This window comes from Photorhabdus sp. RM71S (assembly GCF_042879355.1).
GTDB classification, from domain to species: Bacteria; Pseudomonadota; Gammaproteobacteria; order Enterobacterales; family Enterobacteriaceae; genus Photorhabdus; species Photorhabdus kayaii.
Window position 1 is genome coordinate 1 of sequence record NZ_JBHFKV010000047.1, and the last position, 25,090, is coordinate 25,090.

Sequence of the window (25,090 nt, forward strand, 5' to 3'; positions counted from 1 at the left end):
CCGCAGAGTCAAGCGCTTATTGCCGCTTTCTCTGCCCGACCTCACAATGTTTATCAGCGTTGTGTCGGTCAGTGGTGGCGCATTATAGGGCGTTCTTTGGCGCTGGCAAGCATTTATTTAAAAAAAACTGCCGTTAGCAGTTTTTTTCAACAAAACTTGTATTTGTGTATTTTTTTCATACAAAAACTGATGATATCGACAATAATTACTCCAAAACTAAAGTAATATAAGTAGGCAAACTATTTCATCTATTTTACCAGAATCACTTTGAAGCTATTATTTCCGATAAAATTGTACAACTGGAAGCTCATGAAACAATTGTTAAAGGTGACAATCATAGCGTACTTCTCGCTTGCCAAAAGTTATTAACAGAGCGCTAATGATCTTATATAGTAGTGTATTAGATTAATATCCAACCAAACATTGGCTGGATAAAAGTAAGCAGGATTATTAATGGTAAAAACCGCTCGTAATATGGCGGGGCTACCCTGGATTGCTGCAATAGCTTTTTTTATGCAAGCCTTAGATGCAACAATTCTCAACACAGCATTGCCCGCTATTGCTGAAAGCCTCGAACATTCACCTTTAGCGATGCAATCTGCTGTTGTCAGCTATACTCTGACTGTTGCTTTGCTAATTCCAGTCAGCGGCTGGTTAGCAGATCGTTTTGGCACCCGCCGAATATTTATTTTTGCTGTATCCTTGTTTTCTTTAGGCTCCCTTGCCTGTGCTTTGTCAGGTAATTTAGCTTTTCTAGTTGTTTCACGTGTAATTCAAGGAATTGGTGGCGCAATGATGATGCCAGTTGCCCGTCTTGCTTTATTACGTGCGTACCCACGCAGCGAACTTCTACCTGTTATGAATTTTGTCACCATGCCAGGGTTAGTAGGACCAATTCTTGGTCCCATGCTCGGTGGGCTATTAGTCACTTATGCTACCTGGCACTGGATATTTATTATCAATATTCCAATCGGTTTATTGGGGATTATTTACGCTAAAAAGCATATGCCTAATTTTACAATGCCAAAACGTTCATTCGACTTTTTCGGTTTCATACTTTTTGGGCTGAGTTTAATAATGGTTTCTGTCAGTTTGGATTTACTAGGAGAGAGTTCGTTACCCGGCTATATACCTCTGATAATTATGGTTGGTGGTTTTATGATATTATTTGGTTATCTGATGCATGCTAGAAAACAACCCCAACCCCTTATCAGTCTGGAATTATTCCGTATTCGCACATTCTCTATCGGTATTATAGGTAATATTGTTACACGCTTGGGAACTGGTTGCATTCCCTTCCTGATGCCTTTGATGCTACAAGTTGGATTTGGTTATTCAGCGGTCATTGCTGGAATGATGATGGCACCAACAGCTATTGGTTCCGTTATAGCCAAATCTTTCGTTACTAATGTATTAACTCGCTTTGGATATCGTAAGACACTGGTTAGCATAACCATTATTATTGGATTAATGATTTCTCAATTTTCACTGCAATCACCAGCAATGCCCGCTGTCCTTCTGTCTATTCCACTATTTTTACTGGGTATGGCTGTATCCATTCAATTTACTTCGATGAATACCATTACTCTCGCTGATCTGACCGATAATAATGCCAGTTCAGGAAATAGCTTATTAGCTGTAACTCAGCAGTTATCTATTAGCTTCGGTGTTGCAGTAAGTGCAGCTATTCTTCGTTTCTATGAATCTATGCCTTATGGAACAATGGTTGATAACTTCCACAGTACTTTTATTACCGTAGGAATAATCACTTTACTTTCTTCTTCCACCTTCCTGTTATTACATAAGGAAGATGGAGATAACATGATCAAGAGAAAGAGCGCCTAAGAACGAGAAACTGAGCTACGCTCAATCAGTGTCGGAGTTAATACTAACAATTTAGGATTGCTTTCTGGGTTATCCATCCGATAAAGCAAAGTATCAACAGCCAGCTTTCCTAACTCATCTTTTGGCTGATGAATGGTTGTCAATGGTGGGATCATATAAGGGGCAAGGTCGATATCATCATAACCTATGATGGAAATATCATCCGGTACAGAAAGCCCCGCTTGGTACAGAGCCTGATAAGCGCCAACGGCCATTGCATCATTGCTGGCAAAAACAGCTTCTGGCGGTTCAGGATGTTGCAGCAATTTTTGCATTGATTCAAAACCACCAGCAAATTCAAAATCACTGTAAATTTCATAGCCTTCAGGAATAACAAGACCAGCATTTGCCATTGCCTTTCTATATCCTTGCAATCGATGATTAGCGGGTGTTTTATCTTGTGGACCTGCAATACAGGCTATTTTTTTAAAACCACAGCTAATAAGGTAATTAGTGGCTATCTCCCCCCCCAATAAAGAGTTGTCCTGAATAATATCGCTGACAATATCAAATGGAGACCAATCCATCATAACCATGGGTAAAGGAGGATAACGACGCAAAACATCACAGGAGCTATGTTGATTTTCAGTACACATAATCAACACTCCATCTACTCGCTTTTGCAGCAAAGTTTCCATGCTGTAATCCATCCGCTTGGCATCACCCTCTGTATTACACAAGATAAGGCTGTAACCACGCTCATAACAGCTTCGTTCAACCCCTCTTACAATTTCAGCGTAAAAGGGATTATTACTGGTCGTGACCAGCATACCAATGGTTTTGGTTTGCTTAATTTTTAGACTTCTTGCAAGCGCTGATGGCGCATAATTCAATTGCTCAATCGCATCGTTAACTTTCTTTTTCACACCTTCACTGACATAACGATTATTATTAATAACATGAGATACAGTTGATGTAGAAACGCCTGCAAAACGAGCAACATCTTTCATTGTAGCCACTGTTAATCCTGTTCAGTTAAAAATGCATCAATTTCATTTCGCCACGGGACGGAAGGCTGAGCTCCCTGACGGGTTACCGCTATCGCAGCAGCAGAGTGAGCAAATCGTATGGCAGATGACATGGATTTTCTTTCCAATAATGCTGTCACCAGAGCACCGTTGAAAGTATCTCCTGCCGCAACAGTATCTACAACGTTAACTTTAAATCCCGGAATAATCTTTCCTTTCTGACCGCTTTCACTCAACCATACCCCACGGCTACCCAATGTGATAATTACCGTATCAATACCTTTATCATGCAACACTTGAGACGCTTTTTCCGCATCTGAATCATTTTCTACTTTAATTCCAGTGAGATATTCAGCTTCTGTTTCATTCGGTGTAATGATATCCACCAGCGAGAGCAATTGATCAGATAATTTTCTGGCAGGTGCCGGATTGAGTATCACTTTTGTATTATTTTGCTTAGCTATTGTTGCAGCAAGCTGCACTGTTTCCAATGGAGACTCAAGTTGCATCAATAATGCATCTGCTTCCTCAATAATATTTTGGTAGCGATAGAAATATTCCGGTGTCAACGCCGCATTAGCGCCTGCATTGATACCAATAACGTTTTCACCTTGCTGATTAACGAAAATCAACGCTACACCCGTTGTTTCTCCTTTAATCACTTCAATGCCAGAAGTTTTAATATTATCCTTTGCTAACTGCTGATAGATACGAAAACCAATATCGTCCTCACCAACACAAGCAATAAATGTAATGTCAGCACCGCTGCGGCCTGCTGCTACCGCCTGATTAGCACCTTTACCACCAAAAGCAACTTGATATTGTTCCCCGATCACCGTTTCCCCCGAACGAGGGAATGACTTAAGATTCAAAATATGGTCAGCATTAATGCTGCCAAGCACCGCAAGTTTTGCTGTACTCATTACATTTATTCCTTTTCAATTATGCCGTCACCACCATCAATGAGTAACGGCACAAATACCGATTTATTTTTTAATAACTAACTCCAATTCCACAGGGATGACGGCTTCAACTTTTTCGCCTCTCAGCACTTTATTTGCAGTCTGAACACCAACGATACCAATTTGATCAGGACGCTGAGCGATTGTCGCTCCTAGTTTTCCACGTTGAACAGCTTTGATACCATCTCCAGTACCATCAAAACCAACAACTAATACATCGCTTTTACCTGCTGTTTGTAAAGCGCGCAAAGCACCTAACGCCATCTCATCATTCTGAGCAAATACAGCTTGTACAGCCGGATGAGCCGTCAGTAAGTTCTGCATAACGTTCAGTCCCTTGGTACGATCGAAATCAGCAGGCTGACTAGCTAACATATTGAATTTATGTTCCTGTGCTACCTTATTAAATCCTTCACCACGTTCACGGGCAGCAGAAGTGCCAGCAATACCTTCTAGCTGAATAATTTTAGCTCCATCCCCTAATTTTTCGGCGATAAAATCACCCGCTATTTTACCCCCCAAGCGATTATCAGAAGCGATATGACTGACAACAGTACCTTTATTCGCTATCCGATCTAGAGTAATGACCGGAATTTTGGCATTGTTAGCCATAATAATGGCATTACCAACAGCATCGGAGTCAGTCGGGTTAATTAGCATGAGTTTAGTACCACGTACCGTCAAATCCTGAACATTAGCTAATTCTTTCGCTGGATTATCCTGAGAATCCAACACAATTAGGTTATAGCCCAACTTATCCGCCTCTTTTTGAGCGCTATCTTTCATTGTGACAAAGAATGGATTATTCAGTGTAGAAATGACTAACGCGATAGTGTCTTTCGCTAATGCATTTATACTTACAGTCATACTTAGCGCAACAGCAGATAAAATTGTTACTAATTTCTTCACTTTCATCATGTTATTTCCTGTAGGGTGAGGTTATTTACCACTTTTGTTATCAACCAGAACTGCCAACAATATTACAATTGCTTTAACAATCATCTGATAGTTAGAAGAAATACCTAATAAGTTTAAGCCATTATTTAAAAAACCGAGGATTAGTGCACCAATCAGAGTACCAATAATTAACCCCTTACCACCAGCTAGGCGAGTTCCTCCCAGTACTACGGCAGCAATAGCATCTAATTCATAACCTCCTCCCGCCATAGGTTGAGCAGAAGAAAGACGAGCGACTTCAATAATACTTGCCAATGCCGTCAGTAAACCGCATAAGGAGTAAACGATAATTTTAATTTTATCGATATTGATACCAGATAAACGGGTAGCCGATTCATTCCCGCCCAAGGCATAAATATAACGACCTAAACGGGTGTGATGCAGGATATACCATGCGATAACAAAAACTATCAACATCAGCCATACTGGAGTAGGAATTCCCAGTAGACGGCCAATACCAAACCAGCCAAACAGATCCGCATTATCACTGAATCCTGTATTTATGGGGCTACCATCAGTATAAACACGGGTTATTCCACGAAGTAACAACATCATGACTAGAGTGGCAATAAAGGCCTGTACTTTACCTTTAGCAATTATTATTCCTGTACAAGCACCAATTGCAGCACCTAAAGCCAAAGCACTCACGATAGCCACCAGAGCATTAACTTCCGTACCAACCAATGAAGCTGCTACTACACCTGTTAACGCAAGCAATGAACCAACAGACAGGTCAATACCCGATGTCAGGATAACCAATGTCATCCCAACGGCCATAATGGCATTGACTGATGTTTGTTGCAGAATATTAAACAAGTTATTTAAAGTGAAAAAATTTTGGCTAAGAGAAGAAACTACGGCTATCAGCACTAGCAACGCAATCAGTGACTTTTGTTTCAGTAACCACTCTTTAGTAAACCAACGTTTAAATGTCGGTGATATATTAGAATTCATACTGAATTACTCCTGAATCGCTCCATATTGTTTGCCTACAGCCGCTGCCATCAAAACTTCTTGAGTTGCCTGTTCAGCAAAAAATTCGCCACTGATCTGGCCTTCACACATAACCAAAATACGATCACTCATTCCTATCACTTCTGGCATTTCAGAAGAAACGAGAATAATACTTAGCCCCTCTTTCTTGAATTGATTAATTAACTGATAAATTTCTTTTTTTGCACCAACATCTACACCACGCGTAGGTTCATCCAGAATAAGAACTTTTGGTCTAGTCATTAATCCACGGGCAATAGCTACTTTTTGCTGATTACCACCAGAAAGTAAACCTATAGCTTGTCCCATTGAAGGTGTCTTGATACTAAACAATTCAATAAAGTCACTAACTGCATTCTGTTCTTCTTTATGATTAAGACCACCTAACCAGTTACTGAAATAACGTAAGGCAGTAAGAGACATATTATCTTTGATTGACATTCCCAAAACTAAGCCATCACGTTTACGATCTTCTGAAATATAAACAATCCCACAAGCTAACCCATCCTGAGGGTTACGAATTACAATGGGGGTTCCATCCAGTGTGATTCGCCCCTGAGTTTTTGGCAACGCACCATAAATAATTTTCATCAATTCAGTGCGGCCAGCCCCCATTAGCCCTGATATACCCAAAATTTCCCCGCTATAAAGAGAAAAACTGGCGTTTGTCACACCGGAACCAGAAATCTGCTTAACCTCAAGTCGTTTTTTGCCCCGAGGTAAATTCAGGCGAGGATACTGATCTTCCAGTTTTCGCCCAACCATCATTTCAATCAGAGTCTCTTCTTTTAGCTCTTTTACCGACTTTTCACCAATAAATTGTCCATCACGGAATACCGTCACATCATCGCAAATTTCAAAAATTTCTCTCAAACGATGGGAAATATAAACAATACCGCATCCCTGAGATTTTAGTTCATGTATTACGAGAAATAATGATTCAGTTTCTGTATCGGTCAGCGCATCAGTTGGCTCATCCATAATGATAACTTTGGATTTAAAACTCAGTACCTTAGCAATTTCAACCAGTTGTTGATTACCGATAGAAAGTTCAGCGACTAAACGGTGACTGCTGTAACTCAGATTCAATTTTTTTAAAAGACGATCGGCTTCCTGATACATTTTTCCCCAATCAATCGCACCGAATTTATTAACAAATTCGTGTCCCAGGAAAATATTTTCAGCAATGGTCAGTTGGGGAATAAGATTTAATTCCTGATGGATAATCCCGATCCCCGCTTCCTGAGAGGATCTAGGACCAGAAAAAATCACTTCTTTTCCTAGGTAATGAACCGTGCCTGTATCTCTGGTATATATTCCGGTCAACACTTTCATCATCGTGGATTTACCTGCACCATTTTCCCCTACCAGAGCCATCACTTTACCCGGGTAAACACGTAGTGCCGCGCCAGATAATGCTTTGACACCAGGAAAAGATTTACTAATTCCTTTTAGTTCCAGTACAGGTTGCATAATCACCTCAGAAAGTCGCACCAGCACAAAGGATAATATTGGCATAAGGAGAATGCTCTCCTGTGCGAATCACCGCTCGGCTATGCTCTGTTTTCTCTTTCAACATATTATGACTAATATAATCTATGGTAATTGAATTCCCTTGCTGTTTCTCAAGCTCTTTAATTTTAGTCAATATTAATTGATATATCAGAGGATTATGATCAATGATCTCCTCAGCTAAAAATGCAGCTTCAATCTGCATTTCTTGTGTAACAACATTAAGAACGGATATAAAACTGGGAATTCCCTGGGTTAGCGCTAAATCAATCCGCTGGGCTAAAGAAGGAATTGGTAATCCAGCATCACCAATTGTAATCTGGTCAGTATGCCCTAGCTGAGAAATTACGGCTGAAACTTCAGAATTAAGTAATACACCTTTTTTCATTTTTTTATTCCATTAGCGAAACGTTTCGCTATTTAGTAATATATAAAGTAATATTTAAAATGCAACATTAGTGATACAAAAATGTGATCACTATCGAAACGTTTCGATAATAAAAGAAACGAAAAAAAACGTTAACTTATTGAATATTTGACGCTGAATCGATTTTTAAGGTAAATATTGTCTACATCAACAAATAATGATTAAAATCTATGGAGAAGGCTAATTAGGTTTTATCTAATCCAACAGATAATATTGGTATGAATTATGCTATTATTAACAGAAAAAATAGTTTTCTTAAGTCACTATCTGGAAAGTGGTCTGTATGAAAGACAACAGACTATTCGTTTATGTTTGCTAGCTGCATTGTGTGGAGAAAGTGTTTTTCTACTCGGCCCTCCAGGTATCGCAAAAAGTTTGATAGCCCGACGATTGAAATTTGCGTTTCGTGATGCCAGAGCATTTGAATATCTGATGACTCGCTTTTCAACCCCTGAAGAAATTTTCGGCCCTCTTTCTATTCAGGCACTGAAAGAAGAAGGACGTTATCAACGTCTAACCAACGGATATTTACCTGAAACTGAAATTGTCTTCCTTGACGAAATATGGAAAGCCGGTCCTGCAATTCTTAATACCCTACTGACTGCAATTAATGAAAGAAAATTCAGAAATGGGGATACAGAAGAGAAAATTCCAATGCGATTACTTATAACAGCATCCAATGAGCTACCTGAAGCAGATAACGGTCTGGAGGCACTTTATGACAGAATGCTAATTCGTATCTGGCTGGATAAAATTCAAGAAAAAAAGAATTTCAGAGCGTTACTCACTAGCCACAAAAATGAAAATGATAACCCTGTTCCGGCAGACATTCAAATAACAAGTGAAGAATTCCATCAATGGCAAAAAGAGGTTGATAAAATAGTTCTACCAGATAGTTGTTTTGATATTATTTATCATCTACGTCAGCAACTTGATGCAACAGAACATTCACCTTACGTTTCAGATAGGCGCTGGAAGAAAGCCATTCATTTATTACAAGCCAGTGCTTTCTTCAATGGCAGAAAAGAGATATCACCTCTTGATTTAATATTACTGAAAGATTGCCTGTGGCATGATCTTCACTCTTTTAAATTACTACCCCAATACTTGAATACTCTCATGACCGAACAGGCATATCGGCAAAGAATATTATCTCAACAAATTGATTCGCTTTATCACCAATGGACTCAAGCTCGTCAGGATAAAAATGATCAGCAGGCGTTAAAGCTGGAAAAACAAACCAGTCTGTTTGGACGTAAAATACAATACTCGCTACCCGATCATATCAATGAAGAAAAATTGATTCTATTCCTACATACACCTCTTCATCTCCATGATATTAAAGTCAATTTCATTGAATTGGAAAAAAAAGCGTTGATTATCTGGATAAACAAAGGCAGAGAATTATCAGCCCGTCTGAACGGCATTGGTTTTCCACAAAACATAGCAGCCGAAGTTAATTCAGCACATCAGCCAGAGATTTTTGATATCAGCCGCCGTTCATCCACGCTATATTTACCAGATCATCAGCATCAGCAAAATGAAGAAAACAACGAGTGGCTGGAAAGATTGGAAAAAGTTAATCAAGAAATTCATCATCAACACCAACTGTTTAATCAGCATCAGCCATGTCTGTTTATTGAAAGTCATTGGCTTGCTACGATAGAGCAGAGTTTTATCCAGTTAGCCGATAAAATTAATCAGTTGAAAATAAAAATAGGCAACTAATTAAATGATTAGTCTGACAACCCTTGATCTTTTACTATCAATAAACGAAGGGGAGATGATAGAAGAGATCATATTAACGCTTTTAGCTTCACCTCAGTTAGCTATCTTTTTTGAAAAACATCCTCGCTTAAAACGTGCGCTATTAAAGGATATTCCTAGCTGGAAACACGATTTACAGCAAAGAATTAAAGAAGCGCTAATTCCTGCAACTCTGGCAGAAGAATTTCAGTTATATCAACAAATACTATCTGCCAACACAAATCATTTTTACCTTAAACTTCCCGATATTCTAGAAACTCTGAACCGAATTGAATCCCCTTTTAGTGAAGAAGCACGGAAACTCGCAACCAACACTATTGCCGATTCAAATACATTACAAATCCTATTTATTCAACGATGGAGGATCAGTTTGATCCTGCAAACCACAACCTTCCATAAGCAATTACTGGAACAAGAAAAAGAGCAACTACTGGCAGAATTGCAACAAAGGCTAACACTAAGCGGTAATCTTGATCCTGTTTTTAGTGAAAATGATAGGGCAGCGGGACGACTATGGGATATGAGTAAAAGTCAGTTAAATCATTCCCAAAATGATAATCAGTTATTAATTCGCTATAGTGAATTTCTTCGCCAGCAGCCGGAACTGGAAAAATTAGCTCAATTACTTGGACGCAGCCAATCTGCAAAATCAAAACCACAGGAAAATCATTTTCTCGAACCATTTACCACAATCGAACGAACACCCGATACCGTTCCTGAACAGGTAAATGGAATCGGACAAGGTGATGATATTCTGCGTCTATTGCCAATAGAATTGGCGATATTAGGAATTGAAGATCTGGAATACGAATTTTATCGCAAATTAGTAGAAAAAAAACTCCTGACCTATCGCTTACAAGGGGATAACTGGCAAGAAAAAACAACATTACGACCAGTTACTCATTATAGCCAGGAAGAAAAACCACGAGGGCCATTTATTATTTGTGTCGATACTTCCGGTTCTATGGGGAGATTCAATGAAAAATGTGCCAAAGCCTTTTGTTTGGCACTGTTACGCATCGCTCTAGCTGATAATCGTAACTGTCATATCATGCTATTTACAACAGAAATTGTGCACTATGAACTATCTTCACCAGATGGTCTAGAACAAGCTATTCGTTTTCTCAGCCAGACTTTCAAAGGAGGGACCGATCTCGCTTTCTGTCTGACAAGCACAATAGAAAAAATGAAAGAAAAATGTTGGAAAAATGCTGATGCTGTTGTTATCTCAGATTTCATTGCTCAGCGTCTGCCGAACTCACTAATCCATCAGATAAAAAATCTGCAACTGCATCAGCAACACCGCTTCCATGCGGTCTCCATGTCCCAATATGGTAAGCCCGATATTATGCGGATATTCGATCATATCTGGCACTTTGATACCGGACTTAAAAGCCGTTTACTGCGAAAATGGCGTCACTAACTTGAATCAAAGCATATCTTCTACAGTTTCGCGTACTTCAGGTGACCAGATACTGCACTGAACTTGACCAATGTGTTTCATTTGCAGCAGTAACATCACTAAACGGGATTGACCAATACCGCCACCAATAGACTGCGGCATGTCGCCTTTGAGTAACGCTTGATGCCAATCATATTGTAAACGCTCTTCATCACTAGTCAGTGCTAACTGACGCTCCAATGCTTCTGCATCAACACGGATACCCATAGAAGAGATCTCAAACGCATCCTCCAAAACAGGGTTCCAGACAATGATGTCGCCGTTTAGACCAACAAAACCATCGCTGTTTGGTGTCGTCCAGTCATCATAATCAGGCGCACGCACATCATGAGATTGACCATCAGATAATTTCGCACCAATACCAATGAGGAAAACAGCACCTAATTCTTTAGCAATAGCACGTTCACGGCCTTTTGCATCCATATCCGGATAACGGCTCAGAAGCGTTTCACTATGAACAAAGTGAATTTGATCTGGCAGGAACGGTGCCAGACCAAACTCTTTGCTGACAGCTTTTTCTGTTTCTTTTATTGCTTCGTAAATTTTACCTACTGTCTGTTTAAGATAAGCAAGTGAGCGTTGCCCATCTCCCATCACTTTTTCCCAATCCCATTGATCAACATAAACAGAGTGAATTGGTGTTAAGCGATCCTCATCTGGACGCAATGCTTTCATGTGAGTGTAAAGCCCTTGTTCAGGCTGAAAGCCAAAACGACCCAGTGTCTTACGTTTCCATTTAGCCAACGAATGTACTACTTCGAAAGTTGAATCCGGTAAAGTTTTTACTTTTACCTGAACAGCTTTTTCATGGCCGGACAAGTTGTCCTGAATACCATCTCCCAAACAACTTAGGATTGGCCCCTGTACTTCAATCAGACCCAGTTTGCTTTCCAGCAGACGGGAAAAGAAGGATTTCACAAAACTGATTTGTTGCTGCTTTTTAATAAACGACTTTTTCATAATGTTATTCTCTAATTTTTTAGGTGGCCCTGATGTCCTGTTGGAAACATTAAGCAATAAAATGAGGGATAAATTCAATATACTTTAATAAAAATAGACTTTATGATTCATAAAATTCATTTTTAAGATTAAAAAAATGAAAATTCCTTAAAAAAAGGGGCTGAAAATGGCAGAAATTTATCAGATCGACAATCTAGACCGTGACATACTTCACGCTTTAATGGACAACGCACGTACACCTTATGCCGAACTAGCAAAGAAATTTGCTGTCAGTCCGGGAACAATTCACGTTCGCGTGGAAAAAATGAAGCAAGCAGGAATCATTACCGGTACCAGAGTCGATATCAGCACAAAACAACTTGGTTATGATGTGTGTTGCTTTATTGGCATTATTCTTAAGAGCGCTAAAGATTACCCATCAGCTCTGAAAAAACTAGACAACCTGGATGAAATAGTTGAGGTTTATTACACAACAGGCCACTACAGTATCTTTATTAAAGTTATGTGCCGTTCAATTGAATCCCTTCAAGATGTACTTATCAACAAAATACAGACTATCGATGAAATTCAATCAACAGAAACCCTGATCTCCTTACAAAACCCGATCATGCGAACAATCAAGCCATAAAATAAAATTTGTTATAACCACATTATCCACAGGTAGATCCCAATAGATTCACAGCGTACAATAGCGGCTCTTGAAATCTGTTGGGATCACTATGGCCACTATTACCTTAATCAGCGGCAGCACGATGGGCAGTGCTGAATACGTAGCTGAACATATGGCTGAAATTCTGGAAGATGCTGGTTTCTCCACTAAAATGCTACATGGCCCCTCTTTAGATGAACTTCCCCAAGAAGGAATCTGGCTAGTCGTCACATCTACACATGGAGCAGGAGAATTGCCAGAAAATATACAACCATTGGCCGCAGAAATTTCTGGCCAAAAACCTGATCTCAGCAAGGTCACGTTTGGCGCTGTTGGCCTTGGTAGTTCCGAATACGATACTTTTTGCGGTGCAATAAGATCATTTGACCAACTATTGATAGAAAATGGTGCTAAACGTCTCGGTGATCGTCTGGAAATTGACATTCAACAACATGAGATCCCCGAAGATCCAGCAGAAGAATGGGTTAAAAATTGGGCAAACTCACTCTAATAAGAACAAAAAAGCAGCAAACGATTGTGGATAACTTATCTAAAAAGCCGGGGTTAACCCGTAGTTATCCATAGTATAACTATATGACAATGATCACCCTGTGAATAACTACCGATTTAGATCCCAGCTTATACCTTGTGGGATCACGGATCATTCACAACAAATGATCCTTTACAGCTTTATGATCTTTCTAAGGAAAAATAACTTATCCACAAAAGATCATGATCCTAATAAAAGATCTAATAAACAGATCTTTAAATAAAAAAGATCTTTTTTTAATTACCGGTGATCTCACCCACTTGGTCTATCACCGAAACTTGAGTAGAATTCTCCTCCCTTAATGCAACACTGAGCATTTTTATAACTAAAGGTTCATCACCATGTTTTATCCAGAACAATTTGACGTCATCATTATCGGTGGTGGTCATGCCGGTACCGAAGCGGCTATGGCAGCCGCTCGTATGGGCCGTCAAACCTTATTGCTGACCCACAATATTGACACTTTGGGCCAAATGTCATGTAACCCAGCCATTGGTGGGATCGGTAAAGGGCATCTGGTTAAAGAAATTGATGCGCTTGGTGGCTTAATGGCTAAAGCAACTGACCAAGCTGGTATCCAATTCAGAACTTTAAATGCCAGTAAAGGGCCCGCAGTTCGTGCAACACGTGCCCAAGCGGATAGGGTTCTCTATCGTCAAGCTATACGCATAGCATTGGAAAACCAACCTAATCTAATGATTTTCCAACAACCTGTAGAAGATCTCATTGTTGAAAATGACACAGTTACTGGCGCAGTGACACGTATGGGCCTTAAGTTCAGAGCTAAAGCTGTTGTTTTAACTGTAGGAACATTTCTTGACGGTAAAATCCACATTGGTTTGGAAAACTATAGTGGTGGAAGGGCTGGCGATCCCCCTGCTATTTCGTTGGCACAGCGCTTACGTGAGTTACCTTTACGTGTAAACAGATTGAAAACAGGAACACCACCACGTATTGATGCTAGAACTATTGATTTTAGTCAGTTAACACAACAACTAGGTGATTATCCAACGCCAGTATTCTCTTTCCTTGGAAATGTGAAACAACATCCACAACAAATACCGTGTTACATCACCCATACCAATGAAAAAACCCACGATGTAATCCGCAACAATCTGGATCGTAGCCCAATGTATACGGGGATCATTGAAGGGATCGGTCCTCGCTATTGTCCTTCAATCGAAGATAAAGTCATGCGTTTTGCGGATCGTGATGCTCACCAGATTTTCCTTGAACCTGAAGGATTGACTAGCAATGAAATCTATCCAAATGGTATTTCTACTAGCTTACCATTTGACGTACAGATGCAAATTGTTCACTCCATGAAAGGAATGGAAAATGCTCGCATTATTCGTCCTGGTTATGCAATAGAATACGATTTCTTCGATCCAAGAGATCTAAAACAAACATTAGAAAGTAAATTTATCCACGGTCTATTTTTTGCTGGACAAATCAACGGCACGACGGGTTATGAAGAAGCTGCTGCTCAAGGACTCTTGGCAGGCCTTAATGCAGCTCGTTACGCTTCAGAAGAAGAAAGTTGGTTCCCTCGCCGTGATCAAGCTTATATTGGCGTTTTAGTTGACGATTTATGTACTTTAGGGACTAAAGAACCATACCGTATGTTTACTTCTAGAGCCGAGTATCGCTTGATGCTACGTGAAGATAATGCAGACCTGCGTTTAACAGAAAAAGGCCATGAGTTAGGGTTGGTAGATGATTCACGTTGGGAACATTATTGCCGTAAAGTGGAAATGGTTGAACAAGAACGCCAGCGTTTACGTAATATTTGGATTCACCCTAATTCAAATAATCTTGATGACATAAACAATATATTGAAAATGCCATTGTCGAAAGAGGCTAATGGTGAAGATCTACTGCGTCGTCCTGAAATGAACTATGAACTTTTGACTTCATTGCCTCTGTTTTCTCCAGGTCTTGAAGAACCACAAGCCGCTGATCAAGTTGAAATTCAGGTCAAATATGAGGGATATATTGCCCGCCAGCAGGAAGAAATCGAAAAACAGCTACGTAATGAAAACACATCATTACCGGTTGATCTCGATTACCGCCAAATTAGTGGTCTTTCCAATGAAGTTATCGCTAAACTCAATGATCATAAACCGAGTTCAATTGGTCAGGCTTCACGTATTTCAGGAGTAACACCTGCGGCAATTTCAATTTTACTTGTGTGGTTGAAAAAACAAGGATTATTGCGCCGCAGTGCTTGAAAGGATCTTGATTATGCTTAACAAACTAGAATTGTTGCTGACCAAAGCAGGAATAGAATTGTCACTACAGCAAAAACAGCAGCTTGTAGCCTATGTTGATATGCTCAATAAGTGGAATAAAGCTTACAATCTCACGTCGGTACGTGAGCCAGAGCAAATGCTGGTGCGTCATATCATGGACAGTATTGTTGTCAGCCCTTATTTGCAAGGTCATCGTTTTATCGATGTGGGCACAGGTCCAGGGTTGCCAGGTATTCCGTTAGCTATTGTTCGTCCAGATTCTCATTTCACATTGCTGGATAGTTTAGGTAAAAGGGCGAGATTTTTGCGTCAGGTTCAACATGAACTTGATTTGGTAAATATTGAACCAGTACAAAGCAGGGTTGAAGCGTATTCTTCTGAACCACCTTTTGATGGCGTAATAAGCCGTGCTTTTGCTTCGTTACAAGATATGGTCTCTTGGTGCAGTCATTTGCCTGAGCCTGTTCATGGACGTTTCTATGCACTTAAAGGTGTGCTTCCAGAAGAGGAGCTGACTATGTTGCCTTTGGGAATTTCTATCGATTCGGTTATTAAATTAGATGTTCCTGAACTTGAAGGGCAACGTCATTTAGTTATCCTTAAATCAAACTGATTTTGTTATTTGTCAATAAAGTTATAAATAATTAGTGATGTTGAGCACAATTATACTGTAGTCAGCATCGTTAATTATGGTTTGCCTCGTTTCAGCTTTAATTTACCGAGTTATTACATAAAAATAACGTTATCTTGATATTAAGATAGTTGAACCTTTAAAAATCAGATAAAGCATTTTTTCATCAGATTCACTTTTTTAAACTAGCTAAAAATTAGCTTGGTGATTTAAGTCATAATATAATCACTCTTTTGTATAGAATTAAATTAACCAATTGATTTTATTATTAATGTATTTTATTTTTATTTATTGTGAATGTTAAATATAATTAACAAATGAAAAATTTATGTGATTTAAATCACATTTAAGTCTGAAATGTATGAAATTATTAAAAACAAGAAATCAGGACAATCATTAGCTTGCAATCTGGCACTAAAATAAAAAATTTAAATAATTGTTCACCTTTTCGCTACTTATGGATTGAATTCATTTTGGTGGCCCGTATAATTTGCACGTTTTTGTCACTTGACACTCTTAAGCAAAGGCAGTTTTATACAACATTTAGCAAAACCTGATATGCAAGGCGTACAAGGGGAGAAAACAAAAGTCATGTCTGTATCCCTTTACAGCGGTAAAATTGCACTGAAGCTGCTTTTTTTGCAGTTAATGACTTTTGTTGTTCTCAGTGTGGCTTTTTGTACCAAAAGTATAGAATGGGGCGCTTCTGCTTTTGCTGGTGGGTTAGCATGTTGGTTACCTAATGCCATATTCATGCTGTTTGCCAGTTTTCAAAAAGCAAAAGAAGAAGAGGTTTCTGTACGTATTGCATGGTCTTTCGCTGTTGGCGAAGGGTTGAAAGTTATTATTACAATAGCTGTGCTGGTTGTTGTTTTAGGCGTGTTTAAAGCGGCGTTTGCACCACTAGGTTTAACTTATTTAGCGGTGCTGATTGTGCAAATCATCGCACCTGCTGTGATAAACGGTTAGGTTTTCAACAATAAAAGGGTAAGAGGCATCATGTCTGCATCAGGAGAAGTTTCAACTGCAAGGGACTACATAGGCCACCACCTGAATAACCTTCAGTTGGACCTACGTACCTTTGAGTTGGTCGATCCCAACTCTGGTGGTTCTGCAACGTTTTGGACGTTGAACATTGACTCGCTTTTTTTCTCAGTCGTATTAGGGATTTTATTTCTGTATGTATTCAGAAAGGTTGCGGTTAATGCCACCAGTGGCGTACCTGGCAAACTTCAGACTGCTATAGAATTGATCATGGGTTTTGTTGATAACAGCGTTCGTGATATGTATCACGGCAAGAGCAAAGTTATTGCCCCCTTGGCACTGACAGTGTTCGTTTGGGTGTTATTAATGAACGTGATGGACTTATTGCCAATCGATTTTCTCCCTTATATCGGTGAACATTTCTTTGGTTTACCTGCTCTGCGTGTCGTGCCAACAGCAGATGTCAGTATTACCTTGTCGATGGCTATTGGTGTCTTTGTCCTCATCCTCTACTACAGCATTAAGATGAAAGGGATTGGTGGTTTTACAAAAGAGCTGACTTTACAGCCTTTTAATCATCCACTGTTTATTCCAATTAACTTAATTCTGGAAGGCGTTAGCCTGCTTTCAAAACCGGTATCACTCGGTCTACGACTGTTTGGTAACATGTATGCGGGTGAATTGATCTTTATTCTTATAGCTGGTCTGTTACCGTGGTGGTCGCAGTGGTTACTGAGCCTGCCTTGGGCTATTTTCCACATACTGATTATTACGTTACAAGCCTTTATTTTCATGGTTCTGACGATTGTTTATCTGTCGATGGCATCTGAAGAACATTAATTTTTTACCACAATAACTAACTGTGTTTTAACTGAAACAAACTGGAGACTGTCATGGAAAACCTGAATATGGATCTGCTGTACATGGCTGCCGCTGTAATGATGGGCCTAGCGGCAATCGGTGCTGCGATCGGTATCGGCATCCTCGGAGGTAAATTTTTGGAAGGCGCTGCTCGTCAGCCAGATTTAATCCCTCTTCTGCGTACACAGTTCTTTATCGTTATGGGTCTGGTTGACGCCATCCCAATGATTGCTGTGGGCCTTGGCTTGTACGTAATGTTTGCTGTCGCGTAGTTTGTAGAAATAATCTGAAACTACGTCAACTCATTAATTTTAAAAGAGGTATTGTGCTGTGAATATTAATGCAACAATCCTCGGCCAGGCCATTGCGTTTGTCTTATTTGTTATGTTCTGTATGAAGTTCGTATGGCCACCGATCATGGCGGCCATAGAAAAACGTCAAAAAGAAATTGCTGACGGTTTATCTTCTGCGGAACGTGCCAAAAAGGACCTGGACTTAGCGCAAGCCAATGCGACCGACCAAATGAAGAAAGCGAAAGTGGAAGCTCAGGTCATCATTGAACAGGCTAATAAACAAAAAGCCCAGATCCTTGATGATGCAAAAGCGGAAGCTGAGCAGGAACGTAACAGAATCGTAACGCAAGCTCAGGCAGAAATTGATGCCGAACGTAAGCGTGCTCGGGAAGAGTTGCGTAAGCAGGTCGCTATGTTGGCTATCGCAGGTGCCGAGAAAATCATCGAACGTTCCGTGGATGAAGCTGCTAATAGCGACATCGTTGATAAACTGGTCGCTGAACTGTAAGGAGGGAGGGGCATGTCTGAATTCGCTACTGTAGCTCGCCCCTACGCCAAAGCAGCTTTTGACTTTGCTGTGGAAAAACAATCGCTTGAACAATGGCAGAATATGCTGGCGTTCACAGCTGAGGTGACTCGTAATGAGCAAGTTGGTGAGCTGCTTTCCGGTTCATTGGCATCGGAAACATTAGCTAATACCTTTATCGCAATTTGCGGTGAACAGGTCGATGAACATGCTCAGAACTTTATTCGTGTTATGGCAGAAAATGGTCGCTTACTGGCGTTGCCGGAAGTTTTGCAGCAATTTATTCAATTGCGTGCATCACTTGAATCAACCGTTGATGTTGAAGTGATTTCTGCCACCGAATTGAGAGAACAACAGCTGGCTAAAATTTCTGTAGCGATGGAAAAACGTCTGTTACGCAAAGTTAAGCTGAATTGCAAAATTGATAAGTCTGTTATTGCTGGTGTGGTTGTCCGCGCAGGTGATTTGGTGATCGATGGCAGTATTCGTGGCCGTTTAGATCGCTTAACAGACGTCTTGCAGTCTTAAGGGGACTGGAGCATATGCAACTGAATTCCACCGAAATCAGCGAACTGATCAAGCAGCGCATTGCTCAGTTCAATGTAGTGAGTGAAGCTCACAATGAAGGTACGATTGTATCCGTTAACGACGGTATCATTCGTATTCACGGTTTAGCCGAAGTTATGCAGGGTGAGATGATCGCACTGCCTGGCAATCGTTATGCAATCGCATTGAACTTGGAGCGTGACTCCGTAGGTGCGGTTGTAATGGGTCCGTATGCTGACTTAGCAGAAGGTATGAAGGTCAAATGTACTGGCCGTATTCTTGAAGTACCTGTTGGTCGTGGTCTGCTTGGTCGTGTAGTAAACACGCTGGGTGAGCCAATTGATGGGAAAGGCCCTGTTGAGCATGATGGTTTCTCTGCTGTTGAAATGATCGCTCCAGGTGTTATCGACCGTCAATCTGTTGATCAGCCGGTACAAACTGGTTATAAATCCGTTGACGCTATGATCCCTATCGGTCGTGGTCAACGTGAACTGATTATCGGTGACCGTCAGACGGGTAAAACAGCACTGGCTATTGACGCAATCATTAACCAACGTGACTCAGGCATAAAATGTGTCTATGTCGCAGTTGGTCAGAAAGCTTCTACTATTGCGAACGTTGTTCGTAAATTAGAGGAGCATGGTGCTCTTGCCAATACTATTGTGGTTGTTGCAACTGCTTCAGAATCTGCGGCATTACAATACCTGGCGCCATATTCGGGTTGTGCAATGGGCGAATACTTCCGTGACCGCGGTGAAGATGCGCTGATTGTTTACGATGATTTGTCTAAGCAGGCTGTAGCTTATCGTCAAATTTCTCTGTTGCTCCGTCGTCCGCCAGGACGTGAAGCATTCCCAGGTGACGTTTTCTATCTGCACTCTCGTTTGTTGGAACGTGCTGCACGTGTTAATGCTGAATATGTGGAAAAATTCACCAATGGTGAAGTAAAAGGTAAAACCGGTTCTCTGACGGCCCTGCCTATCATTGAAACTCAGGCAGGTGACGTATCAGCATTCGTACCAACAAACGTTATTTCAATTACTGATGGTCAGATTTTCTTAGAATCTAGTTTGTTCAATGCGGGGATTCGTCCAGCAGTTAACCCAGGGATTTCCGTATCCCGTGTAGGTGGCGCTGCTCAGACTAAAATCGTTAAGAAATTGTCTGGGGGCATTCGTACTGCTCTGGCTCAATATCGCGAACTGGCAGCGTTTTCTCAGTTTGCTTCTGACCTTGATGATGCAACCCGTAAGCAGTTGGATCATGGTCAAAAAGTAACTGAATTGCTGAAACAGAAACAATATGCGCCAATGTCTGTTGCACAACAGTCGTTGTCTCTGTTTTCTGCGGAACGTGGTTATCTGGAAGATATCGAAATTGCTAAGGTTATTGATTTCGAATCTGCGTTGCTTGCATATGCCAACCGTGAACATGCTGATCTTCTAAAAGAGATTGACCAGTCTGGTGGTTACAACGAAGAGATCGAAGCAAAGCTGAAAGCTCTGCTGGATTCCTTCAAGGCAACTCAGTCCTGGTAACACTATTCGGCCCGGTTTAATTAAACATGGGCCGTCTGGTTAATGAGGAGAATCAGGAATGGCCGGCGCAAAAGAGATACGTACCAAGATCGCCAGCGTGCAAAACACGCAAAAAATCACTAAAGCGATGGAGATGGTTGCTGCGTCCAAAATGCGTAAAACGCAGGATCGCATGGCGGCCAGTCGTCCTTATGCAGAAACCATACGCAGCGTGATTGGTCACCTTGCGTTAGGTAATCTGGAATATAAACATCCATACCTTGAAGAGCGTGAAACCAAACGTGTCGGGTATCTGGTTGTTTCTACCGATCGTGGCTTGTGCGGTGGTTTGAATACTAATCTGTTCAAAAAACTGCTTTCAGAAATGAAAGACTGGTCTGATAAAGGTGTCCAGTGTGATCTGGCGCTTATCGGCTCTAAGGCTACCTCTTTCTTTGCTTCTGTTGGGGGCAACGTTGTTGCTCAGGTAACAGGCATGGGAGATAACCCTTCACTGTCTGAATTGATCGGGCCAGTGAATATCATGCTGCGGGCATACGATGAGGGACGTCTGGATAAACTGTATGTGGTGACAAACAAGTTCATCAATACGATGTCCCAGGAACCGACTATTACTCAGTTATTACCTCTGCCTGCCGGAGATGATGAAACACTGAAGAAGAAATCCTGGGATTATTTATACGAACCTGATCCTAAGGCGTTGCTAGATATACTGCTGCGTCGTTATGTAGAATCGCAGGTTTATCAGGGCGTCGTTGAAAACCTGGCTAGTGAACAGGCCGCACGAATGGTGGCGATGAAAGCCGCAACTGATAATGGTGGTAGCCTGATCAAAGAGTTGCAGTTGGTTTATAACAAAGCTCGTCAGGCCAGCATAACTCAGGAGCTGACCGAGATTGTATCGGGTGCTTCCGCGGTTTAACAGCTAGGTTTATGAATTACGTAGAGGATTCAAGATGGCTACTGGAAAGATTATCCAGGTAATCGGCGCCGTGGTGGACGTCGAATTCCCTCAAGATACCGTACCAAAAGTATACGATGCTCTTGAGGTTCAAAACGGCGAAGCTAAGCTGGTGCTGGAAGTTCAGCAGCAGTTGGGCGGCGGCGTTGTTCGTTGTATTGCAATGGGTACTTCTGATGGCTTAAGCCGTGGTTTAAGTGTCACTGATTTAGGCCACCCAATTGAGGTTCCGGTTGGTAAAGCGACATTGGGCCGTATCATGAACGTATTGGGTGAACCAATCGACATGAAAGGCGATATCGGTGAAGAAGAGCGTTGGGCTATTCATCGCCCGGCTCCAAGCTATGAAGAGTTATCTAACTCTCAAGAACTACTGGAAACCGGTATTAAGGTAATGGACCTAATTTGCCCATTCGCTAAGGGTGGTAAAGTTGGTCTGTTTGGTGGTGCGGGTGTAGGTAAAACCGTAAACATGATGGAGTTGATCCGTAACATTGCGATTGAGCATTCGGGTTACTCTGTATTTGCCGGTGTAGGTGAACGTACTCGTGAAGGTAACGACTTCTACCACGAAATGACAGACTCTAACGTACTGGATAAAGTATCTCTGGTATATGGTCAGATGAACGAGCCACCAGGAAACCGCTTACGTGTTGCGCTGACTGGTCTGACAATGGCTGAAAAGTTCCGTGATGAAGGCCGCGATGTTCTGCTATTTGTTGATAACATCTATCGTTATACTTTGGCAGGTACTGAAGTATCTGCGCTGCTTGGTCGTATGCCATCTGCGGTAGGTTATCAGCCAACTCTGGCGGAAGAAATGGGTGTTCTGCAAGAACGTATTACTTCTACCAAAACCGGTTCTATTACCTCCGTACAGGCTGTTTATGTACCGGCGGATGACTTAACTGACCCATCTCCGGCAACGACTTTCGCGCACTTAGACGCAACCGTAGTTTTGAGTCGTCAGATCGCTTCTTTGGGTATTTACCCTGCGGTTGATCCGTTAGATTCTACCAGTCGTCAGCTCGATCCATTGGTTGTTGGTCAAGAGCACTATAATGTTGCTCGTGGCGTTCAGTCTATCCTGCAACGTTATCAGGAGCTGAAAGATATTATCGCCATCTTGGGTATGGATGAACTGTCAGAAGACGATAAGCTGGTAGTTGCGCGTGCTCGTAAGATCCAGCGCTTCCTGTCTCAGCCGTTCTTCGTTGCAGAAGTCTTTACTGGTTCACCAGGTAAGTTCGTTTCCCTGAAAGACACTATCCGTGGCTTTAAAGGTATCTTAGACGGCGACTATGACCACTTACCAGAACAGGCGTTCTACATGGTTGGCACCATCGAAGAAGCTGTGGAAAAAGCGAAGAAACTTTAATACGGCTGACCGGAGGTTGACATGGCTGCAATGACTTACCATCTGAATGTTGTCAGTGCTGAAAGCCGGATGTTTGAAGGTTTGGTACAGAAAATTCAGGTGACAGGTAGTGAAGGTGAACTGGGCATTTACCCAGGACATGCTCCGCTACTGACTGCCATAAAACCTGGCATGGTACGTATTGTTAAGCAGTTCGGTGAAGAAGAGGTCATTTACCTTTCTGGGGGTATCCTTGAGGTACAACCGAGCGGCGTTATCGTACTGGCTGACACTGCGATCCGTGGTAAAGATTTGGATGAAGCTAAAGCGTTGGAATCTAAACGTAAAGCTGAAGAACACATCCGTAATTCTCACGGTGATGTTGACTATGCTCAGGCATCCGCTGAATTGTCTAAAGCGATTGCGAAACTTCGTGTAATCGAGTTAACAAAAAAAGCGATGTAATACAGGCAGTTAAATAAAAAAAGCCAGTTGGTGCGAGCTAACTGGCTTTTTTGTATTGCGAAATATGTAGTAATTTATCTTATAAACAGGTTTACTTTTCTCTCTTAAATTGGAGTTATCGGGTTTCTTATGTCTAACAGTGCAAAAAGTGTTGTGATCCTTGCCGCGGGTAAAGGAACCCGCATGTACTCTGATCTCCCTAAAGTGCTGCACTTGCTGGCCGGTAAACCTATGGTTCAGCATGTGATTGATACTGCAATGGCATTAGGGGCTAAAAATGTTCATCTAGTTTATGGACATGGAGGAAACCTGATGAAGCAAACCCTTTCTGATCAAACACTAAATTGGGTATTACAAGCAGAGCAGTTAGGGACTGGCCATGCAATGCAGCAGGCAGCACCACATTTCGCTGATGATGAAGATATTTTGATATTGTATGGTGACGTGCCTCTTATTGGTACAGATACCCTTGAACGCCTGCTAGCGGTTAAACCTGACGGTGGTATCGGTTTATTAACGGCAATTTTGGATAATCCAACAGGTTATGGTCGTATTGTTCGTGAAAACGGAGAAGTAACGGGCATCATTGAGCAAAAAGACGCGACTGAAGAACAACGTAAAATCAATGAAATAAATACAGGTATTCTGGTTGCTAATGGTAGTGATTTAAAACGTTGGTTGGCCCAATTGGATAATAACAATGTTCAGGGTGAATACTACCTGACTGATGTGATTGCGCTAGCTTATAAAGAAGGTCGAAAAATTGAAGTGGTGCACCCAACTCGCTTGAGTGAAATGGAAGGTGTAAATAACCGCCTTCAACTTTCCGCTCTTGAGCGTATTTATCAATCTGAACAAGCGGAACAATTATTACTAGCGGGTGTTATGTTGTTGGATCCTGCTCGTTTTGATTTACGTGGCACACTAATTCACGGCCATGATGTGGTTATTGATACTAATGTCATTATTGAGGGTAATGTAGCCCTTGGTAATAATGTACAGATTGGTACCGGTTGTGTATTGAAGAATTGCATCATTGGTGATGATTCTATTATTAGCCCCTATACAATAGTTGAAGATTCTGAAATGGAAACTGGTTGTACTGTTGGGCCTTTTGCACGTTTGCGTCCCGGTTCTAAACTCGCTGAAAAAGCCCATGTAGGGAATTTCGTTGAGATGAAAAAATCTTATCTGGGTAAAGGTTCTAAAGCTGGACATTTGACTTATCTTGGCGACGCAGACATTGGTCGTGATGTAAATATTGGTGCAGGTACTATTACCTGTAATTATGACGGTGCTAATAAATTTAAGACCATTATTGGTGACAATGTTTTTGTTGGTTCTGATACTCAGCTTGTTGCTCCGGTGACTGTTGCTAAAGGCGCTACAATCGGAGCGGGGACAACAGTGACAAAAAACATCGCTGAAAATGAGCTGGTTGTAAGCAGAACTAAACAAACACATATTCAAGGGTGGAAACGCCCGGTGAAAGAAAAAAAATAAAATAATAATCCCCACTCTACAGGCTCGGGGACCGGAAAAACCGGAAAACAATCAGGCTCTTGACATATAAAGGGCTTTCATC

Annotated in this window: 25 protein-coding genes; 18 read left to right on the plus strand and 7 right to left on the minus strand. The window is 41.2% G+C overall.

Annotated elements, in window-relative coordinates; all coding sequences use genetic code 11:
• The coding region (locus ACGF5R_RS19325) for a hypothetical protein (RefSeq protein ID WP_262980901.1) at positions 1-225 on the plus strand (225 nt) is incomplete at its 5' end.
• 228 nt (positions 226-453) lie between these two features.
• Positions 454-1,845 carry a multidrug transporter subunit MdtD gene (mdtD, locus tag ACGF5R_RS19330; RefSeq protein WP_387692260.1) on the plus strand — a complete coding sequence of 464 codons (1,392 nt, stop codon included), beginning with the start codon at positions 454-456 and terminating at the stop codon, positions 1,843-1,845.
• Here mdtD and rbsR read toward each other — a convergent pair.
• The 6 genes from rbsR to rbsD all read right to left on the minus strand — a co-directional run bounded on the left by rbsR (position 1,842) and on the right by rbsD (position 7,664).
• A complete protein-coding gene (gene rbsR / locus ACGF5R_RS19335; RefSeq protein ID WP_387692262.1) occupies positions 1,842-2,843 on the minus strand; it encodes a ribose operon transcriptional repressor RbsR in 1,002 nt (333 codons plus the stop codon). The two genes, mdtD and rbsR, sit on opposite strands and share 4 nt — an antisense overlap.
• Before the next feature lie 2 nt (positions 2,844-2,845).
• Positions 2,846-3,775, minus strand: coding sequence for a ribokinase (gene rbsK, locus ACGF5R_RS19340; RefSeq protein WP_387692264.1), 930 nt, complete (start codon positions 3,773-3,775; stop codon positions 2,846-2,848).
• A gap of 63 nt (positions 3,776-3,838) precedes the next feature.
• Complete coding sequence (gene rbsB, locus ACGF5R_RS19345) at positions 3,839-4,729, minus strand: ribose ABC transporter substrate-binding protein RbsB (RefSeq protein ID WP_112878717.1); 891 nt, start codon at positions 4,727-4,729, stop codon at positions 3,839-3,841.
• A gap of 24 nt (positions 4,730-4,753) precedes the next feature.
• The gene (gene rbsC, locus ACGF5R_RS19350; RefSeq protein WP_112878711.1) at positions 4,754-5,725 is read right to left on the minus strand and encodes a ribose ABC transporter permease; all 972 of its coding nucleotides are present in this window, start codon (positions 5,723-5,725) and stop codon (positions 4,754-4,756) included.
• 6 nt (positions 5,726-5,731) lie between these two features.
• A complete protein-coding gene (rbsA, locus tag ACGF5R_RS19355) occupies positions 5,732-7,237 on the minus strand; it encodes a ribose ABC transporter ATP-binding protein RbsA (protein WP_112878710.1) in 1,506 nt (501 codons plus the stop codon).
• Positions 7,238-7,244: 7 nt separating this feature from the next.
• On the minus strand, positions 7,245-7,664 hold the full coding sequence (rbsD, locus tag ACGF5R_RS19360; protein ID WP_262980899.1) for a D-ribose pyranase: 420 nt from the start codon (positions 7,662-7,664) through the stop codon (positions 7,245-7,247).
• Between the two features lie 264 nt (positions 7,665-7,928).
• Here rbsD and ravA point away from each other — a divergent pair, with 264 nt between their 5' ends.
• Positions 7,929-9,431 (plus strand): ATPase RavA, encoded by a 1,503-nt coding sequence (ravA, locus tag ACGF5R_RS19365; RefSeq protein ID WP_262980898.1) that lies wholly within the window; start codon positions 7,929-7,931, stop codon positions 9,429-9,431.
• Positions 9,432-9,435: 4 nt separating this feature from the next.
• Positions 9,436-10,893 (plus strand): ATPase RavA stimulator ViaA, encoded by a 1,458-nt coding sequence (gene viaA / locus ACGF5R_RS19370; protein WP_387692267.1) that lies wholly within the window; start codon positions 9,436-9,438, stop codon positions 10,891-10,893.
• A 6-nt stretch (positions 10,894-10,899) separates the two neighbouring features.
• On the opposite strand, the gene asnA is transcribed toward viaA, so the two are convergent.
• Positions 10,900-11,892, minus strand: a complete 993-nt coding sequence (gene asnA / locus ACGF5R_RS19375) for an aspartate--ammonia ligase (protein ID WP_387692269.1) — start codon at positions 11,890-11,892, stop codon at positions 10,900-10,902.
• Between the two features lie 166 nt (positions 11,893-12,058).
• On the opposite strand from asnA, the gene asnC reads away from it, so the two are divergent.
• From asnC to glmU, 14 genes are all read left to right on the plus strand, one after another.
• A complete protein-coding gene (asnC, locus tag ACGF5R_RS19380; RefSeq protein ID WP_387692271.1) occupies positions 12,059-12,520 on the plus strand; it encodes a transcriptional regulator AsnC in 462 nt (153 codons plus the stop codon).
• Between the two features lie 91 nt (positions 12,521-12,611).
• Entirely contained in the window at positions 12,612-13,052 is a 441-nt protein-coding gene (mioC, locus tag ACGF5R_RS19385) for an FMN-binding protein MioC (protein WP_387692273.1), read from the plus strand.
• Positions 13,053-13,432: 380 nt separating this feature from the next.
• Positions 13,433-15,322, plus strand: a complete 1,890-nt coding sequence (mnmG, locus tag ACGF5R_RS19390) for a tRNA uridine-5-carboxymethylaminomethyl(34) synthesis enzyme MnmG (RefSeq protein ID WP_387692275.1) — start codon at positions 13,433-13,435, stop codon at positions 15,320-15,322.
• A gap of 13 nt (positions 15,323-15,335) precedes the next feature.
• Positions 15,336-15,956: a 16S rRNA (guanine(527)-N(7))-methyltransferase RsmG gene (rsmG, locus tag ACGF5R_RS19395; RefSeq protein WP_387692277.1), complete on the plus strand. Its 621-nt coding sequence runs from the start codon at positions 15,336-15,338 to the stop codon at positions 15,954-15,956.
• A gap of 609 nt (positions 15,957-16,565) precedes the next feature.
• Positions 16,566-16,943: a F0F1 ATP synthase subunit I gene (atpI, locus tag ACGF5R_RS19400; protein ID WP_387692287.1), complete on the plus strand. Its 378-nt coding sequence runs from the start codon at positions 16,566-16,568 to the stop codon at positions 16,941-16,943.
• A 30-nt stretch (positions 16,944-16,973) separates the two neighbouring features.
• Positions 16,974-17,798: a F0F1 ATP synthase subunit A gene (gene atpB / locus ACGF5R_RS19405; RefSeq protein WP_105397418.1), complete on the plus strand. Its 825-nt coding sequence runs from the start codon at positions 16,974-16,976 to the stop codon at positions 17,796-17,798.
• Between the two features lie 53 nt (positions 17,799-17,851).
• On the plus strand, positions 17,852-18,091 hold the full coding sequence (gene atpE, locus ACGF5R_RS19410) for a F0F1 ATP synthase subunit C (protein WP_000429386.1): 240 nt from the start codon (positions 17,852-17,854) through the stop codon (positions 18,089-18,091).
• A 58-nt stretch (positions 18,092-18,149) separates the two neighbouring features.
• The gene (gene atpF, locus ACGF5R_RS19415) at positions 18,150-18,620 is read left to right on the plus strand and encodes a F0F1 ATP synthase subunit B (RefSeq protein WP_011144457.1); all 471 of its coding nucleotides are present in this window, start codon (positions 18,150-18,152) and stop codon (positions 18,618-18,620) included.
• 12 nt (positions 18,621-18,632) lie between these two features.
• A complete protein-coding gene (gene atpH, locus ACGF5R_RS19420) occupies positions 18,633-19,166 on the plus strand; it encodes a F0F1 ATP synthase subunit delta (protein WP_112878702.1) in 534 nt (177 codons plus the stop codon).
• Between the two features lie 14 nt (positions 19,167-19,180).
• Entirely contained in the window at positions 19,181-20,722 is a 1,542-nt protein-coding gene (atpA, locus tag ACGF5R_RS19425) for a F0F1 ATP synthase subunit alpha (RefSeq protein WP_036814820.1), read from the plus strand.
• Between the two features lie 58 nt (positions 20,723-20,780).
• Complete coding sequence (gene atpG, locus ACGF5R_RS19430) at positions 20,781-21,644, plus strand: F0F1 ATP synthase subunit gamma (protein WP_112878700.1); 864 nt, start codon at positions 20,781-20,783, stop codon at positions 21,642-21,644.
• Positions 21,645-21,678: 34 nt separating this feature from the next.
• Complete coding sequence (gene atpD / locus ACGF5R_RS19435; protein ID WP_011144453.1) at positions 21,679-23,061, plus strand: F0F1 ATP synthase subunit beta; 1,383 nt, start codon at positions 21,679-21,681, stop codon at positions 23,059-23,061.
• Positions 23,062-23,082: 21 nt separating this feature from the next.
• Positions 23,083-23,505 (plus strand): F0F1 ATP synthase subunit epsilon, encoded by a 423-nt coding sequence (locus ACGF5R_RS19440; protein WP_011144452.1) that lies wholly within the window; start codon positions 23,083-23,085, stop codon positions 23,503-23,505.
• A 129-nt stretch (positions 23,506-23,634) separates the two neighbouring features.
• Positions 23,635-25,008 (plus strand): bifunctional UDP-N-acetylglucosamine diphosphorylase/glucosamine-1-phosphate N-acetyltransferase GlmU, encoded by a 1,374-nt coding sequence (gene glmU / locus ACGF5R_RS19445; protein WP_262980895.1) that lies wholly within the window; start codon positions 23,635-23,637, stop codon positions 25,006-25,008.
• The last annotated feature ends 82 nt before the right edge of the window (positions 25,009-25,090 follow it).